At 53.0% G+C, this 15,618-nt stretch carries 12 protein-coding genes; 8 read left to right on the top strand and 4 right to left on the bottom strand.

Annotated elements, in window-relative coordinates; genetic code table 11:
- Positions 1–4 precede the first annotated feature (4 nt).
- The 8 genes from QU597_RS20120 (at position 5) to QU597_RS20085 (ending at position 10,476) form a co-directional block, all read left to right on the top strand.
- Complete coding sequence (locus tag QU597_RS20120; protein WP_310829540.1) at positions 5–1,612, top strand: extracellular solute-binding protein; 1,608 nt, start codon at positions 5–7, stop codon at positions 1,610–1,612.
- 144 nt (positions 1,613–1,756) lie between these two features.
- A complete protein-coding gene (locus tag QU597_RS20115) occupies positions 1,757–2,593 on the top strand; it encodes a LacI family DNA-binding transcriptional regulator (protein ID WP_310829539.1) in 837 nt (278 codons plus the stop codon).
- Positions 2,594–2,873: 280 nt separating this feature from the next.
- Positions 2,874–4,187, top strand: a complete 1,314-nt coding sequence (locus QU597_RS20110) for an alpha-amylase family glycosyl hydrolase (protein WP_310829538.1) — start codon at positions 2,874–2,876, stop codon at positions 4,185–4,187.
- Positions 4,184–5,107, top strand: coding sequence for an ABC transporter permease (locus tag QU597_RS20105; protein ID WP_310829537.1), 924 nt, complete (start codon positions 4,184–4,186; stop codon positions 5,105–5,107). Before QU597_RS20110 ends, QU597_RS20105 begins: the two co-directional genes overlap by 4 nt.
- A 17-nt stretch (positions 5,108–5,124) precedes the next feature.
- Positions 5,125–6,048 (top strand): carbohydrate ABC transporter permease, encoded by a 924-nt coding sequence (locus QU597_RS20100; protein ID WP_310829536.1) that lies wholly within the window; start codon positions 5,125–5,127, stop codon positions 6,046–6,048.
- A 44-nt stretch (positions 6,049–6,092) separates the two neighbouring features.
- Positions 6,093–8,522 (top strand): glycoside hydrolase family 31 protein, encoded by a 2,430-nt coding sequence (locus QU597_RS20095; RefSeq protein WP_310829535.1) that lies wholly within the window; start codon positions 6,093–6,095, stop codon positions 8,520–8,522.
- A 563-nt stretch (positions 8,523–9,085) separates the two neighbouring features.
- Positions 9,086–9,484 (top strand): Rrf2 family transcriptional regulator, encoded by a 399-nt coding sequence (locus QU597_RS20090; protein WP_310829534.1) that lies wholly within the window; start codon positions 9,086–9,088, stop codon positions 9,482–9,484.
- A 95-nt stretch (positions 9,485–9,579) separates the two neighbouring features.
- Positions 9,580–10,476 (top strand): class I SAM-dependent methyltransferase, encoded by an 897-nt coding sequence (locus tag QU597_RS20085; protein ID WP_310829533.1) that lies wholly within the window; start codon positions 9,580–9,582, stop codon positions 10,474–10,476.
- Positions 10,477–10,542: 66 nt separating this feature from the next.
- Here the strand turns inward: QU597_RS20085 and QU597_RS20080 are convergent, their stop codons facing one another.
- From QU597_RS20080 to QU597_RS20065, 4 genes are all read right to left on the bottom strand, one after another.
- Entirely contained in the window at positions 10,543–11,076 is a 534-nt protein-coding gene (locus QU597_RS20080) for a cupin domain-containing protein (RefSeq protein WP_310829532.1), read from the bottom strand.
- 190 nt (positions 11,077–11,266) lie between these two features.
- Complete coding sequence (locus QU597_RS20075) at positions 11,267–12,892, bottom strand: MDR family MFS transporter (RefSeq protein ID WP_310829531.1); 1,626 nt, start codon at positions 12,890–12,892, stop codon at positions 11,267–11,269.
- A gap of 24 nt (positions 12,893–12,916) precedes the next feature.
- Positions 12,917–13,345 carry a MarR family winged helix-turn-helix transcriptional regulator gene (locus QU597_RS20070; protein WP_310829530.1) on the bottom strand — a complete coding sequence of 143 codons (429 nt, stop codon included), beginning with the start codon at positions 13,343–13,345 and terminating at the stop codon, positions 12,917–12,919.
- 238 nt (positions 13,346–13,583) lie between these two features.
- Positions 13,584–15,521 carry an NAD(+) synthase gene (locus QU597_RS20065; protein WP_310829529.1) on the bottom strand — a complete coding sequence of 646 codons (1,938 nt, stop codon included), beginning with the start codon at positions 15,519–15,521 and terminating at the stop codon, positions 13,584–13,586.
- Between the last annotated feature and the right edge of the window lie 97 nt (positions 15,522–15,618).

Here is a 15,618-nt window from a genome sequence, read left to right as displayed (position 1 = left end):
CACAATGGTTAAGCAGAGCAGGAATTTTACGGCCAAGAAGCTGGCTACCGGCCTTCTGGCAGCAGTGATGGTAGCGGGACTCGCCGGCTGCAGCGGCAATAATAAGGAGAATAACTCCGCTGCCAGCGATACGGGCGGCTTCAACAAAGAAGGGCTGCCGATTGTAAGCGAGCCGGTGACGCTGAAGGTATTGACCGTACGCTGGGGCAGCATGGGCGATACGTTTACCCAGAACCAATGGCTGAAGGATCTCGAAACCAATACAAATGTGAAAATAGACTGGCAGGTCATGTCCTCCAATGACTGGGCCGAACAGAAATCGATCATGCTGGCCAGCGGAACCCTGCCGGATGTGGTGCTGGGTGACCAGACCTTCTCCGACTCCGATATCGTGAACAACCTGAGCTATTTCCGCCCGCTGGATGATTATATCGACCAGTATATGCCTAACCTCAAGGCAGCGATGGAAGAAACGCCGGATATGAAGAAGATCAGCACCTTCCCTGACGGAAAAATCTACTCAATGCCGGCCAGACTGCCTTCGCGTCCGATGAGCTCCCGCCAGCCGGTCATCAACAAAACCTGGCTCGACAAGCTGGGCCTGAAGGTTCCGGATACTATCGACGATCTCTACAACGTGATGAAAGCCTTCAAAGAGCAGGACCCGAACGGCAACGGCAAGCAGGATGAGATTCCTTACATCGAAGTGAGCAATGACCTGATCAGCCCCTTCGGAATTGCCGACCTGAACAATAACAACATGCTGGTGAAGGATGGTAAAGCGATCTATTACCCGACATCAGAAGAATACAAGGAAGGCCTCAAATGGGAAAATAAATTGTATAACGAAGGTCTGCTCGACAAAGAGCTGTTCACACAGGACGATACGATGAGATCCGCGAAGTTCCAGAATCCGGATGCTCCGGTTGTCGGCTTCTCCTACCAGTGGACACCGGATGCCGTATTCGGCAAATGGGGCGACCAGTATGAAACTATTCCGCCGATCGCCGGACCGGACGGCAAGCGCTACACCATCGGTAATCCGATTGGGATGAACCTGGCACGCAATGAGCTGCTGATCACCTCTTCCTGCAAAACACCGGAAATCGCTGCCCGCTGGGCTGATCAGTTCTACACCAATGAAGCAAGTATCCAAAACTTCTGGGGCGCGATCGGAACCGTTATCCAGAAGAACGATGACGGCACTTATACCCTTATGGACCCGCCAGCCGGAACCAGCGCAGATGCCTGGTACTGGGATCAGTCGCTCCGCGATTTCGGTCCGAAATATGTAAGCCCTGCGTTTGAGAAGAACATTGTGCTGAGCACGGAAAGCGGAGACGGCCTGAAGCTGCAGCTCGATAAGCTGGGCAGTGAATATGTGACAGAGCCATTCCCTAACGTTATGTACACTGCCGAGGAATTCCAGGAGCTGCCTACCTTGACTACGGACATTGACACCTATGTGAACACCATGCGTGCCCAGTTTATCAGCAAAGGCGGTATTGATGAAGGCTGGGATGACTATGTGAAGAAGCTGAACGACATGGGTCTGGAAAAGCTGCTGAAGATCCGTACGGAAGCTTACAGCCGATATGTAAGTGTAAAATAATTCGTTTCCCTCTCTGTTCATCCGCCCTGCGCAGCCCATTGCGCGGGGCGGTATTGTCTCCGGGACAGCTGGCGGCGGCCGGGGATGAGGAATGACTGGCCAAGCCCATGTTAATAAGAGGCGAGTGACCTGCTGGAGGAGGATATGATGACAGTTACGATGAAAAAAGTAGCCCGCCGGGCGGGAGTCTCCATTTCCACGGTCTCCCGGGTATTGACGGGCCATTCGAATGTCAGGGAGGAGACTTCCCGCAAAGTCCGCCAAACGATGGAGGAATTGGGGTATACGCCGAATATTATCGCGCAGAACCTTGTCACGCGGTCAACCCGCTGCATCTGCGTGCTGCTGCCGGGTACGGCGGAGAAATGGTCCTCCAATCTGTTTTTTATGGAATTGATCCGCGGAATTGTGCTGGGGGCCGGGCGTCTCAGCTATGACATTCAGATCGGGTCAGGCGCAGGGGAACAGGAAGAGCTGGAAGCCGTTTCCCGTCTCATGAAGGGCGGACGCGCCGATGGTGCAATCCTGCTGTCCGGCCGCAAAAACAGCGCAGTGGTCGACTTCTTGAAGCAGGGTGGTTATCCGTTCGTGCTGGTCGAGGATGACCGGTCTGCAGGGAGCAGTGGCGGAAGACATAGCCAAGCACAAGCGGATGGCGTTGGCAGGAACCAGAGTCAAGCACAAGCGGATGGCGTTGGCAGGAACCAGAGTCAAGCACAAGCGGATGGTGTTGGCAGGAACCAGAGTCAAGCACAGCAGGTCAAATTCATGTCTCGGGTGGTTGATCCGGCAAGTGCAGGCTTTACAGGCAACTCACCGGGAGCGCCATTATTTGACGGGCTGATGGACGAGAGCATCTCGCGGATGGGCTCCATGGCCTCGCAAATGCTGATTGAAAGCATCCAAAGAGCGGACAAAACGCCGCTCCCGGAGGGACGCTTCATCAAGGCGGCCCAATTCGTCCTGCGATATCAATCCTGAAATGATACTCCATTTGCTCCAGAGTTTAGTTGGATTTTCTCCACCTAAGTCTATTACTTTTCACGAATTACGATATCTAAATGGAAAAACTCCATTTATTTCGGCCATTCAGCCCTCTGAGGGACAAATTCGGAAGGATGAAGTGGAGTTTTTCCCACTATCGTTCTAATACCGTTGTTTGATGAAGAATTAAGTGGAGATATTCCACTTTGTCTGCTGAGCGTATAGCTAATCAACACAACAGGCGTATATCTATTTCAACTATAGGAGTGTAACGGTAATGGCGAAGTTAACTGCGAAATCGCTGCGTAGCAGTGTTGTATATTCGGTTTATGTCCGCAATCACAGTAAAGAGGGAACCTTCCAGGCGGTGGAGCGGGATCTCGGGCGTATCCGCAGGCTGGGTGTGGATATCATCTGGCTGCTGCCGGTTCATCCGATCGGCCGCACTGCCCGCAAAGGCGGACTCGGCAGTCCGTATGCCAATCAGGACTACCGGGAGATTAACCCGGAGCTTGGAACGCTGGAGGATTTCACACGTCTGGTCGGCGCGATCCATGACCACGGAATGAAATGTATCATTGATGTGGTGTACAATCACACCTCGCCGGATTCGGTGCTGGTGACGCAGCATCCGGAATTTTTCTACAAAACGCCGGAAGGGCAGTTTGGAAACCGAGCGGGTGATTGGGCTGATATTGTAGATTTGGATTATACGAGCGCAGAACTATGGGAGTATCAGATTGAGACGCTGCGGATGTGGGCCGGACTCGTGGACGGCTTCCGCTGCGACGTTGCGCCGCTGCTGCCGCTTGCGTTCTGGCAGCGGGCCCGTGAGGAGGTTGCTGCGGTCAATCCGGACTGCCTGTGGTTAGCCGAATCCATCGAGCCGGGCTTTATTATGCATCTCCGTTCGCTTGGCTTGACCGGACTCAGCGATGCGGAAATTCTGCAGGCATTCGATGCCTGCTATGACTATGATATTTATCCGTATTTCAGCGGCTATCTGGCCGGAGAGAATACACTGGGCTGCTATGTGGAGAAGATCAACGCCCAGGAATATCTGTATCCGGACAACTATGTCAAGCTGCGGTTTCTGGAGAATCATGACCGGGCCCGGGCCAAGGCGGTGATTCCGGATGAACAGGACCTGATCAACTGGACGGCCTTCCTGTATTTCCAGAAGGGGATGCCGCTGATTTACGGCGGGCAGGAAACTGCGAACGGGGTCTGCCCTGACCTTTTCGACAAGAATACGGTCAGCTGGAATACTGGCACCGACCTGTCCTGGCTGTTCGCTGCGCTCTATCCCATCAAGCAGAAGGAGATTATGGCCCAGGGCATCTGTAAGCTGCACGCACTTGAGGAAGAAGACATTATCACCGGAACCTATACCTGGGGCGAACAGAAACTGGTAGGCGTGTTTAGTCTGAGAGGTAAGTCCGCAGAAGTGGAGACAGGAATCCCGGATGGAGTCTACCGTAATTTGATTGACGGCAGTGAAGTTACTGTAGCCGGAGGCAGGCTGTTCTGTGCCGCCCGGCCTGTCATTATAGAGTCCAGACAACTAATGATTCAGGAGGGGATTTCATGAGATCCGGTCAAGCCAGTCCCGGGGGGACGTTCGGAGCTGTGAAAAGAAATTGGGGACTGTATTTGCTGCTGCTCCCCGCTGTGGTGCTTTCACTGTTATTCGCTTACAAGCCGATGTACGGCATACTTATTGCCTTTAAGGATTACAGCCCGGCGATGGGGATTGCCGAAAGTCCGTGGGCAGGGTTCAAATATTTCGAGAAGTTTTTTAATTCCTATCAATTTTCGGCCACGATTAAGAACACGCTGATTATTAGCCTGTACAGTCTCGTTACCTTTCCGATTCCGATTATCCTGGCGCTGATGGTCAATCAGATGCGGCCGAACCGGTTCCGGCGTTTTTTTCAGACCGTATCGTACATGCCGCATTTCATCTCCACAGTGGTCATGGTCGGGCTGATGGTCATTCTGCTGTCTCCGAGCACAGGGCTGGTTGGGAATCTGTACAGCTTGTTCGGAAAAGAAGCTCCTGACCTGATGGGCTCCTCCGCGCTGTTCAGCAGCGTGTATGTCTGGTCGGATGTGTGGCAGCATGTCGGCTGGGACAGCATCATCTTCATTGCCGCTTTATCAGCGGTTGACCCCAGTCTGTATGAGGCCGCAACCGTTGACGGCGCAAGCCGCTGGCATAAAGTGCGGTTTATCGATATTCCAATGCTGATGCCAACAGCGGTTACCCTGCTGATTTTACGTGTCGGGGGTCTGCTTGGAGTTGGGTTTGAGAAGGTTTATCTGATGCAGAATGATCTCAATGCCACCTCCAGTGAAATTCTGTCTACTTATGTGTACAAAATCGGTCTGCTCAGCAGCCAGTACAGCTTTTCTTCGGCGGTCAATCTGTTCAACACCGTCATTAACTTTATTCTGCTTATCATCGTCAATCAGATTTCCAAAAAAATCAGCGAAAACAGCTTGTGGTAGAAGGGAGGAGCAGAGCGATGGGAGTACTAACGCCTGTAGTTAAAGAGAACAAGGGGAAAATCAAAAACAACCGGTCCTCGGACACGGTTATGGAAATTGTAATGTATGCTGTTGCGGTGATCTTTCTGATCCTCCTGATCTACCCGCTGTATTTTATAATTATCGCTTCCTTCAGTGATCCTTCGGCGGTGTCCGGCGGGCAGGTCTGGCTGTTTCCGAAAGGGTTCACCCTGGACGGCTATCAGGAGCTGCTGCGCCATAAAAATATCTGGATCGGCTACCGGAATACGATTCTGTACACAATTGCCGGGACAGCCATCGGACTTGTAGTGAACATTTCAGCGGCCTATGCACTCTCGCGCAAGGATCTTCGGGGGCGCAAGTTTCTGTCGCTGTTCTTTATTTTTACGATGTTCTTTAATGGCGGGCTGATTCCGACCTTTCTGACCATCCGTGATTTTCATCTTTATGACACCTTTCTGGTGATGGTGCTGCCGTTTTCTGTAGGCGTATATAACATTATTGTCGCACGTACCTTCTTCCAGACGAGTATCCCCGGAGATTTATGGGAGGCGGCGCAAATTGACGGCTGCGGAAATCTCCGCTTTTTTACACAGGTCGTTCTGCCGTTATCCAAAGCGATTATTGCCGTGCTGGGCTTATGGATCGCCGTCGGCCACTGGAATTCTTATTTCAATGCCCTGATCTATCTCAAAAATCCTAATCTGCACCCGCTGCAGCTGATTCTCCGCAACATTCTGATTACGAACCAAATGCAGTCAGGCATAGGGTCCGGTGAGGCTGCGCAGCTCGCGCTGCGGCTGGCGAATATGATGCGCTATTCGGTCATCATCGTGGCTACCGTTCCGATCATGTGCGTCTATCCGTTTATCCAAAAATACTTTAACCAGGGGGTCATGATCGGCGCGGTGAAGGAGTAGTCTTCATCGAACCCGGCTGGCCGGAAAAGAGGTTTGCAGACAGAATGAACAAAACTAATAATGCCATTCAAGAGCAGCGTCCCCTGCCGGGACATATGAAGCTGCGGGTGCAGCCCTGCGCTAATACGGACGCAATCATTCAGGGAGATGGTTATCGCTTTACGGTCCTGACTCCGCAGCTGATCCGCCTGGAATACAGCGCCAGGGGAAGCTTTGAGGACCGGGCTACACAGACTGTGGTGAACCGGGATTTTGCTGTCCCCGAATTCCGCGTGATCGACCACGGGAACAAGCTTGAGGTGATTACGCTGCACCTGCATGTGAGCTATGACAAGCAGCCGTTTTCCCGCCACGGCCTCAGTGTGCGCGTCCGGAACGGTTCGGGCCACCTGATGAGTGTCTGGAATTATGGCGACATGCCACAGGACCTCGGCGGTACGGCGCGTACGCTAGATAATGCGGACGGGGCGATTCCGCTGGAGTCCGGGCTCTTGTCCCGCAGCGGGTATACGCTTGTTGACGACAGCCGTTCACTCCTGCTGGAGGGGGATGGTCAGGTCACGCCTCGTACCGCAGAAGGGCAGGACCTGTATTTCTTCGGCTACGGCCATGATTATCTGGCCTGCCTGAAGGACTTCTATCAGCTGTGCGGGCCTACGCCGCTCTTGCCGCGCTATGCACTTGGCAACTGGTGGAGCCGGTATTACCGATACACGGCGGATGAATACAAAGCGCTGATGGAGCGGTTCGAGTCGGAGCAGATTCCCTTCTCTGTTGCCGTAATGGACATGGACTGGCATCTTGTCGATGTTGATCCCCAGTACGGCAGCGGCTGGACGGGTTATACCTGGAACCGCGAGCTGTTCCCGGACCCGGGAGAATTCCTCTCCTGGCTGCATGAGCGGGGACTGCACGTCACGCTTAACGTTCATCCGGCGGATGGAGTGCGGGCTTTCGAAGACCCTTATCTGGCGATTGCCGCGGAGCTGGGCATGGATCCGGAGCGGGGCGATGCAGTGGAATTTGATATTACCGACCCGAAATTCCTGCAGGCTTATTTCAAGGTTCTGCACCACCCGCTGGAAGAAGAAGGCGTGGACTTCTGGTGGATTGACTGGCAGCAGGGCGGAGTGACCAGGGTTCCGGGCCTCGATCCGCTGTGGATGCTGAACCACTATCACTATCTGGACAGCGGACGGCGGGGAAGCAGGCCGTTAACCTTCTCACGCTATGCCGGACTCGGCAGCCACCGTTATCCGGTAGGCTTCTCCGGCGACACGATTGTCACCTGGGAATCGCTCGATTTCCAGCCGTATTTTACAGCCAATGCTGCAAATGCAGGGTACGGCTGGTGGAGCCACGACATCGGCGGACATATGCAGGGGTATTTGGATGATGAGCTGGGGATGCGCTGGGTGCAGTTTGGCGTATTCTCCCCTATCTTGCGTCTGCACAGCTCAGCCAGCCCGTTCAACAGCAAGGAACCGTGGCGGTTCAACCCGGTTGCAGAGTCGTTGATGAAGGCTTCGCTGAGGCTGCGGCACCGGCTGATTCCGTACTTATATACGATGAACCGTTATGCCAGCCGGGACGGGCTTCCGCTGGTCCGGCCAATGTATTACCATCATGCGGAGCAGCCCGAGGCTTATGATGTGCCGAACCAGTACTACTTCGGCACGGAGCTGATCGCCTGTCCGGTGACCCGGCCGGTAGACCGCAGAACGGGCGTTGCTGAATTCAAAGCGTGGCTGCCGGAAGGCCGCTGGATTGATTTCTTCAGCGGCAGAGTATACGATGGCGGACGCAGCTTGGCGCTCTACCGGAATCTGGAGAGCATTCCGGTGCTGGCCAAGGCGGGAGCAATTATTCCGCTGGCCGACCTGACCGAGTATACCTCCTCGGTGGCGAATCCGCAGCAGCTAGAGGTTAGAGTATTTGCCGGTAGTAGCGGCAGCTTTCAGCTGTGGGAAGACACGGAGGAAACGGCAGAAGACCGGGAAGAGAACTGGTGCTGCACGGAAATGACGCTGAGCTGGGAAGAAGCAGCCCGCTTTACGATCGGCGCTGCCCGCGGAAATACAGCTGCCATTCCGGGGTGGCGGAGCTGGAAGCTCTGCTTCACGGGTGTGTCCGATTCGCAGGTGCGGGTGCTTGTTGGAGGCGAGGAAGCCGGGACGGTAACCGGGTATGACGATGCATCGCATATCTTAACGGTTGAGATTACAGAGGTGGCGACGGATACCGCCATTGAGGTTGAATTCGCCGGCGCTGTGCTCGCCGGGAACAGGGTGAAAGAGGACATTTTCACCCTGCTGAACCGGGCACAAATTGAGTTTCAGCTCAAGGAGCAGATCTTCGGCTTGGTTAAGTCGTCAGCATCGCCTGCGGCTGCGCTGGCTTCCCTGGCAGCGCTTAAGCTTGAGCATTCGCTATTTGGCGCGTTGTGTGAAATCTTAACGGCAACTATAGAGTAAGGGTGGGGCACGGGGGAATACTTGAACAACGTGAACTAGGGGAAGTATGGAGATCTACGGAAACTACGGGAACTAAGGAACTACGGGAACTACGGGAACTACGGGAACTACGGGAACTACGGGAACTACTGGAACTGCTGGAACTACTGAAAACTACGGAACCTGCGATACCGCGGCCTTGCCGGCAGAAGCATGTGCGCTCATGCAGGTTTCTTGGTACCCAAACGGAGACAGATACAAGTTGGATTTTCTCCATCTAATTTTCTCTGGAGGTGCTGGGGGCGGACGTTAGAGGGATTTTCTCCATCTAATTTCCCAGATACGGGCTGGGTGCCGCGTTTTCAGGGGAATTAGATGGAGTTTTTCCACCTGATTCGATGTTCAAGGGGAAAGTGGACAAATTAGATGGAGATTTCCCCGTTAAGTTGTTTGTGTGATGGAAGCCTAGTTACCTGCGGTTGGCGCTCTTTAATCATATGGTTGCTCCTGTATGATTAAAGAGCTTGCCTTTCATCTGAATAAAGGCTATTATAGACTAATAAAGTCTTTAATTGAGGTGGAAGATGAAGTACTCCAAAGCCACGAATTATGCGCTGCATACGATGCTTTTTCTGGTCGCTGCTTCTCCTGATAAGCCGGTGGGGGTTCAGCAGCTGGCCGAACGGCAGGATGTTTCACCTACTTATCTGTCCAAGATTCTGACCAAGCTGGTGAAGGCCGGACTGATTCAGTCGGCCTCCGGGGCGAATGGCGGTTATCTGCTCAAGCGGAAGAAGGACGATATTTCTTTTCTCGATATTATCCATGCGATTGAAGGAACGGCCTCGCTGTTTGACTGCACACTTAACCATCCCAGCGAATGTCTGATCCAGCAGGTGATGGTGGAAGCCGAGAACCGGATGGAAGATTATTTACGGAATAAAAAAATTGCCGAGCTTGCTGCACAAATAACGGTAGATTGATCATCGCCGTTATTTTTATGGCTTTATTACAGATATTATAAGTCTTTTAAGTCTCCGTAGTTACAGGAGTATATCACGCGAAAGGAATGATAACCATGAGTCAGGATTTATTTAATGTTCAAATATGGGAGCAAGCATGGAAGGAGGACGCGAGAGCCCACGGCAATCTGATGAAACGGGCAGGCATTGATCCTACGCATTCTTTTGATAACAAGGCAGAGAGTTTTAATGCAGAGGTATTCAGTGAAGGCGGAAGGCAAAGGGCCGAGCGGATTATCGGCTGGCTTGAAGGGCAGGGTGTCGATTTTGATGGCTTGTCTGTGCTGGATGTCGGCGCAGCTTCCGGCGGATTCAGTGTGCCGTTTGCCGAGCGTGGAGCGGAGGTTACAGCTGTTGAGCCGAATGCTCTACTGGCCGGTTTATTGGAAGCCAACAAATCAAGGGTCAGCCCGGGAAAAGCGGAAATTAAGCTAGTGCGCGAAGCCTTCGAAAATATTGATCTTGCGGATAAAGGCTGGGAGCAGGCCTTCGATCTCGTCTTTGTCTCGATGTGTCCGGCGGTTTATGACTGGGAGAGTGTGCAGCGGGTGCTCAGCTGTGCCAGCCAATATTGCTATATTAGTTTTGCGGCAGGGGCCAGGCAGCATAGTCTGCTTAATGAGGTGCTGCCGCTGCTGACCGGCAAGGAGACTAAGGTGGAATCCTCAGATATGGCTTATCTGCTTCATCTGCTCTATTTAAACGATTATGCTTATGAGTCGATTGTGACAAAAGAAATGAAGAGCACCGAGCTAACGGCAGACGCGGCCATCGAAGAGGTGCTGGAGCTGCTGAATCATCATAGACTGGCTGCCGGCAGCGGCACCCGGCAAATCGTCACTGACTATGTGCACGCCGCGTATCCGGAGGGGACAGTAGTAGTGCAGCAGGGCGGACGCTTCGGCAAGGTACTAATCCGGCTGCGGGATCAGAATATGTACAGCAGACATTAAGGCCGTCTGCGAGGGCAAGCGCTTTGCTGAAATCGGGCAAAGCGCTTTTGGTATATCCACGCCTAATCAGTCCGCTCCCCAGGCCTTCAGCAGCGGTCCCGCCTTGCCGTAGACGGGGTCGTTTTCCGGCAGCGGCACCCTGGCGATTTCCGGGAGCGCCGCTGCGTGATCGGCAGGTGTGGCCCGGCGGGTGTTGTAATCGGCTCCGCCGGGATAAGCGCCGGCCACACGGAAGTCCTCCGTGGCGGTAAGACGCTTGTGTGCCGTTCCCGCCGGCAGTACCAGCACATCTCCGGCCGACACCTGAACGGTACGGCCGGAATCACCGCCAAGCTGCAGGCTGGCGCTGCCGGACATCACCCCAAGCACCTCATGAGCATTGCTGTGATAATGGTGGTAGCTGAACACACCGTTCACCCAGCTGTTCAGCCAGCCGTTACTATTAAAGATCTGCTCTGCATTTTCCGGTTTATCCTGCAGAGCACCTGTATACAGAACCGCCGGAAGTTCCGGATTATTCGGCAGTAAGCCGTCAGCCTCGAAATGTAAAGTCTCTATGGATAGGTCCGCTCCCGGCTGAGCAGGTTCGAAGAATGTCATGCACCGCCGCCTCCTTTTTAATAATTCTAGTATTATTGAATCTACAGCAGTTTGTAAGGAAGATGTGAATAGTTTTACCCGGATCATTCCGGGTCTAACCATCTTGAACAGGCAAAAGGGCAATCCCGCAGTCACAATGACCGGGGATTGCCCTTTTTGAATAGCAGGGTTAATTATGGATGCGTTATGCTTAAGCTTTGTCTACAGCCAGCTTACCGGAGTCTAAGGCTTCTGGCGCTTCACCTTCTGCCGGTGCCTTGTTCGAGGACCGAAGCGGAAGCTCCTTCAGGAAGAAGACGAGCACGAAGGCGGCACACAGGACAATTGTTCCGGTTAAGAATACAGTGGACAAGGTCTGGCCCAGCGCGTCACGGATACTGTCAATCATCTGTGCGAAGAGCGGCTGGACATCAGCAGGAAGACTTGCTTGCGTCTGCTCCAGCAGCGGCTTGTTCATCAGCGCCTGCGGATTGGCGAAGGCTGTAAGCTGCTCAGCCATCTTCGGATCCAGTGTGCTGAAATCCGGTGCCGAAGGTGAGGTCAATGCTTCTTTTAGATGTTTGGTCAGATTGTTCGACATAACTGTACCCATAACGGCGATCCCAATCGTGCCGCCAAGGTTACGGAACAGCTGGGTAGAGGCCGTAACTGCACCGAGCTCGGTATGAGATACGGCATTTTGTGTAGCCAGTGAGAATACAGGCATCCCTAGACCAAGGCCAAGCCCGAATACGATCATACTGAGGACTGCCATCGGCACGTTGTTCATGAATACCATGATTGCCATCCCGGCAACCATGATCGGTACACCGATCAGTGCGAAACGTTTGTATTTGCCTTTCTTGGCAATCATCTGACCGGTTAAGGCGCTGGCTACTACCATAACGATCGACATCGGCATGGTGACATACCCTGCATAAGTTGCGGAAATTCCCAGCACGCCTTGCACGAAGAAGGAAAGATAGATCATTGCCCCCATCATGCCGAAGTTCATCAGAAACCCGATCAGATTGGAGATGGTAACGACGCTATTTTTAAATAAATGAAGAGGCAGGATCGGATTCTTAGCTTTGGTCTCGGTGAAGATAAAGATGACAGCCGACACAACCGTTGCTGCCAGCAGGCCGAGAATCTGCGAAGAACCCCACTCGTATTCTGTACCCGCCCAGGAAAACGCCAGCAGCAGCGGTACAATCGTAGTTGTCATAAACAGAGAACCCAGGTAATCGATACTGGTCGACTCTCCGCGTTTGGCTTTTGGGAACAGGGCAAGGATCATTGCGAACGCTACAAAACCAAGCGGCAGGAAGATCCAGAAGAGCCAGTGCCAGTCGAGATGATCAATCAGGTACCCGCCGAGTGTCGGTCCAAGTACGCTGGAGAAACCGAAGACCGCTGTCATCAGGCCCATCCATTTGCCGCGTTCACGCGGAGGGAACAGGTCGCCTACGGCTGTGAATGCGGTGGACTGGATAATACCTGCGCCAATCCCTTGAATCCCGCGATAAATAATAAACTGATACACATCATCAGAAGTACCTGTCAGAAAGGCACCGACCATAAATAGCAAAATCCCGGCCAGCAGGAACGGCTTGCGTCCAAACATATCGGAGAGCTTGCCGACAAGGACAGTAGCAATCGTGGAGGTAAGCAGATAAATATTAATGGTCCAGGTATAGTAATCCATACCGTCGAGGATAGCGATAATGCGCGGCATCGCCGTGCTTGTAATTGTCTGGTTAATCGCGGCAAACAGCATAGCTGCCATAATGGCGATCATAATTGAAAGCTTGCGCTTGTCAGATAAATGTTCCATGGTTTTCTTCGTCACCGTCTCTTTTTAGTTTTTGTCAATTTCTTTAATCAATACAGCAAAAATTCTTCTTAAATGATCCATGTCTTCTTCGGGCAGAATACTGAAATAGGAATGCATAACTTCCTTCTGCTTATCCTGCACCTCTTTGATGATGGTTTTACCTTCGGCTGTGAGTGTAATTTTTACCGCCCGGCGGTCTCCTTCGGCGCGTTCTTTCTGAATGTAAGCTTCAGCGAGCAGCTGATCCGTAATGCCGGTAACTGCGGCAGGAGTCAAATCAAGGGCAGCGGCAAGCTGCGATACCATCATCGGTCCTTCCTTCGACAAGACATGCAGTGCCTTGAACTGCGTCTGGCTTAAACGAAAGCCTTGTTTGTTCCATTCCTGGGCAACCCCCTTCAAGAACGTCTTGAATAGCAAGGAGATTTCAAAATAATCATCCCGTTCTGTCAATTCTTCACCTCCATGGCTGCTTCCGGATACATAAATTGTTTATTAGATCAAAGTTTATATATTAACCTAAAAATAATTTAGCCATAAATAATTAACAACTTAATTATTAAAGCATGAAACAATATATCATCTGAGCAGAAATACGTCAAGGACCTAACTAATTTTTTTACACACAAAAAAGCTGTCCCGTGCATCAGCATTATCTGACGCAAGGAACAGCTTTATTCAAAAATTGTATTTACAGGTTCTCCACTTCACGCAGCCATAGAGCGGCGGAAGCATCGCTTGGCATACGCCAGTCACCGCGCGGGGAGAGGCTTACGGTTCCGACTTTCGGGCCGTCCGGCAGGCAGGAGCGTTTGAACTGCTGGGTAAAGAAGCGGGAGATGAACACCTTGAGCCAGGCAACCAGCTGCTCTTTAGGGTATGAGTCCCCAAAGGCATGCCGGGCGAGGTACAGCATTTTTGCCGGAGCAGCACCTGTCCGCAGCATATAGTAAAGGAAGAAATCATGCACAATGTACGGTCCCAGGATGTTCTCGGTCAGCTGGACTATTTCGCCTGTGGCTGACGGCGGCAGAAGCTCGGGGCTGATGCCTGTTTCAATGATGCTGTACAGCAGCTTGTTTACCGTCTCATCCGCTTCATGATCGGCGTACCACGCGACGACGTACTGGATCAGGGTTTTGGGAATTCCTGAGTTGACGCTGTACATAGACATATGGTCACCGTTATAGGTACACCATCCGAGGGCGAGCTCCGACAAGTCGCCGGTGCCGATGACAATACCGCCGTTTTTGTTGGCCAGATCCATCAGAATTTGCGTGCGTTCCCGGGCCTGTACATTCTCATAGGTTAAGTCATGGACATCCTTGTCATGGCCGATGTCCTCGAAATGCTGAAGACAGGCGGCTTTGATATCGACAACCTTGAGTGAGGCTCCAAGGGCATTGATCAGGCCTACGGCATTGTCGTAGGTCCGGTTCGTCGTGCCGAAGCCCGGCATGGTTACGGCAAGCACATCGCTGGCCGGGCGGCCGAGGCGCTCCATGGCACGTACAGCGACAAGCAGTGCGAGAGTGGAATCGAGTCCGCCGGATATTCCGATGACAGCCTGTTTGGTACCGATGTGGCGGATCCGCTTCATCAGGCCGGAGACCTGAATGGAGAGGATCTCCCGGCAGCGTTCGTCCCGCTGCTGCGGATTGCCGGGTACGAAGGGATTAACACCTACGGGGCGGTTCAGTTTCCGCTCACTGTGTTGCGTTGCCGGATCGGCATACAGTACTTCGCGGTAATTGCGTCTGCCCTTGCCGGCACGGAACGTACCCATTACAGAACGGGAGTACTGCAGGCGCGGCACATCGACATCGGCGGTGATCATCCGGCTCTCATGGGTGAACCGCTCGGATTCGGCCAGAGTCTGTCCGTTCTCAGCGATCAGCGAATGTCCGCCGAAGACGACATCCGTTGTCGATTCACCGGTATTGCTGCCGGCATAGACATATGCGGCCACGCAGGAGGCGGACTGGCTGGATACCAGCTGGCGGCGGTAATCCGCTTTACCGACCAGCTCGTTGCTGGCGGAAGGATTGAACAGCAGCACCGCGCCTGCCTGGGCGAGCAGGCTGCTTGGCGGAACAGGCACCCACAGATCCTCGCAGATCTCTACGCCAAAGGACAGGTTGCCGTCCGCTTCGTTTGCGAAGATCAGATCATTACCGATTGGCACCGTATGATTCCCAAGTCGAAGCTCTGTAAGCTCCAGCTCCTCGGCCCCTGCGAACCAGCGGGGTTCGTAGAACTCGCTGTAGCCCGGAAGGCAGGTCTTAGGCACAATGCCGAGAATAGCCCCTTGCTGAATGATAGCAGCGCAGTTGAACAGGCGGCCCCGGACTGCGATGGGAAGCCCGGCAATGACGACCAGGCTTGATCCGGCTGTTGCGGCAGTGATCTCATATAGCGCCTGCAGGGCCGAATCCAGCAGTTTGGGCTGCAGAAACAGGTCCGCACACGTATATCCTGTGATACATAGCTCCGGCAGTACCAGATATTCCACCTGCTGTCCGTCTGCCTGCTTAATAACTTCAATAATTTGTGCTGCATTAAACTCGCAGTCGGCCACCCGCAGTTCAGGGGAAGCGGCAGCGACACGAGCGAATCCGAAATTATGCATGGTTTCACCTATCCTTTATATAATGACACTTTGTAATAATTGTACCCATGATCTTGAATCACTAACATATGTAAGGGGAATTCAGACGATCAGCAGT

Origin of the sequence: Paenibacillus pedocola (assembly GCF_031599675.1) — a bacterium.
Taxonomy (GTDB): Bacteria; Bacillota; Bacilli; order Paenibacillales; family Paenibacillaceae; genus Paenibacillus_AQ; species Paenibacillus_AQ pedocola.
Note: the sequence above shows the minus strand (reverse complement) of the source record. Positions and strands in the feature narration are given on the sequence as shown.

Coding starts and splice junctions, on each gene's coding strand:
- QU597_RS20120 (WP_310829540.1), top strand. CDS start 5: ATGGTTAAGCAGAGCAGGAATTTTACGGCCAAGAAGCTGGCTACCGGC.
- QU597_RS20115 (WP_310829539.1), top strand. CDS start 1,757: ATGATGACAGTTACGATGAAAAAAGTAGCCCGCCGGGCGGGAGTCTCC.
- QU597_RS20110 (WP_310829538.1), top strand. CDS start 2,874: ATGGCGAAGTTAACTGCGAAATCGCTGCGTAGCAGTGTTGTATATTCG.
- QU597_RS20105 (WP_310829537.1), top strand. CDS start 4,184: ATGAGATCCGGTCAAGCCAGTCCCGGGGGGACGTTCGGAGCTGTGAAA.
- QU597_RS20100 (WP_310829536.1), top strand. CDS start 5,125: ATGGGAGTACTAACGCCTGTAGTTAAAGAGAACAAGGGGAAAATCAAA.
- QU597_RS20095 (WP_310829535.1), top strand. CDS start 6,093: ATGAACAAAACTAATAATGCCATTCAAGAGCAGCGTCCCCTGCCGGGA.
- QU597_RS20090 (WP_310829534.1), top strand. CDS start 9,086: ATGAAGTACTCCAAAGCCACGAATTATGCGCTGCATACGATGCTTTTT.
- QU597_RS20085 (WP_310829533.1), top strand. CDS start 9,580: ATGAGTCAGGATTTATTTAATGTTCAAATATGGGAGCAAGCATGGAAG.
- QU597_RS20080 (WP_310829532.1), bottom strand. CDS start 11,076: ATGACATTCTTCGAACCTGCTCAGCCGGGAGCGGACCTATCCATAGAG.
- QU597_RS20075 (WP_310829531.1), bottom strand. CDS start 12,892: ATGGAACATTTATCTGACAAGCGCAAGCTTTCAATTATGATCGCCATT.
- QU597_RS20065 (WP_310829529.1), bottom strand. CDS start 15,521: ATGCATAATTTCGGATTCGCTCGTGTCGCTGCCGCTTCCCCTGAACTG.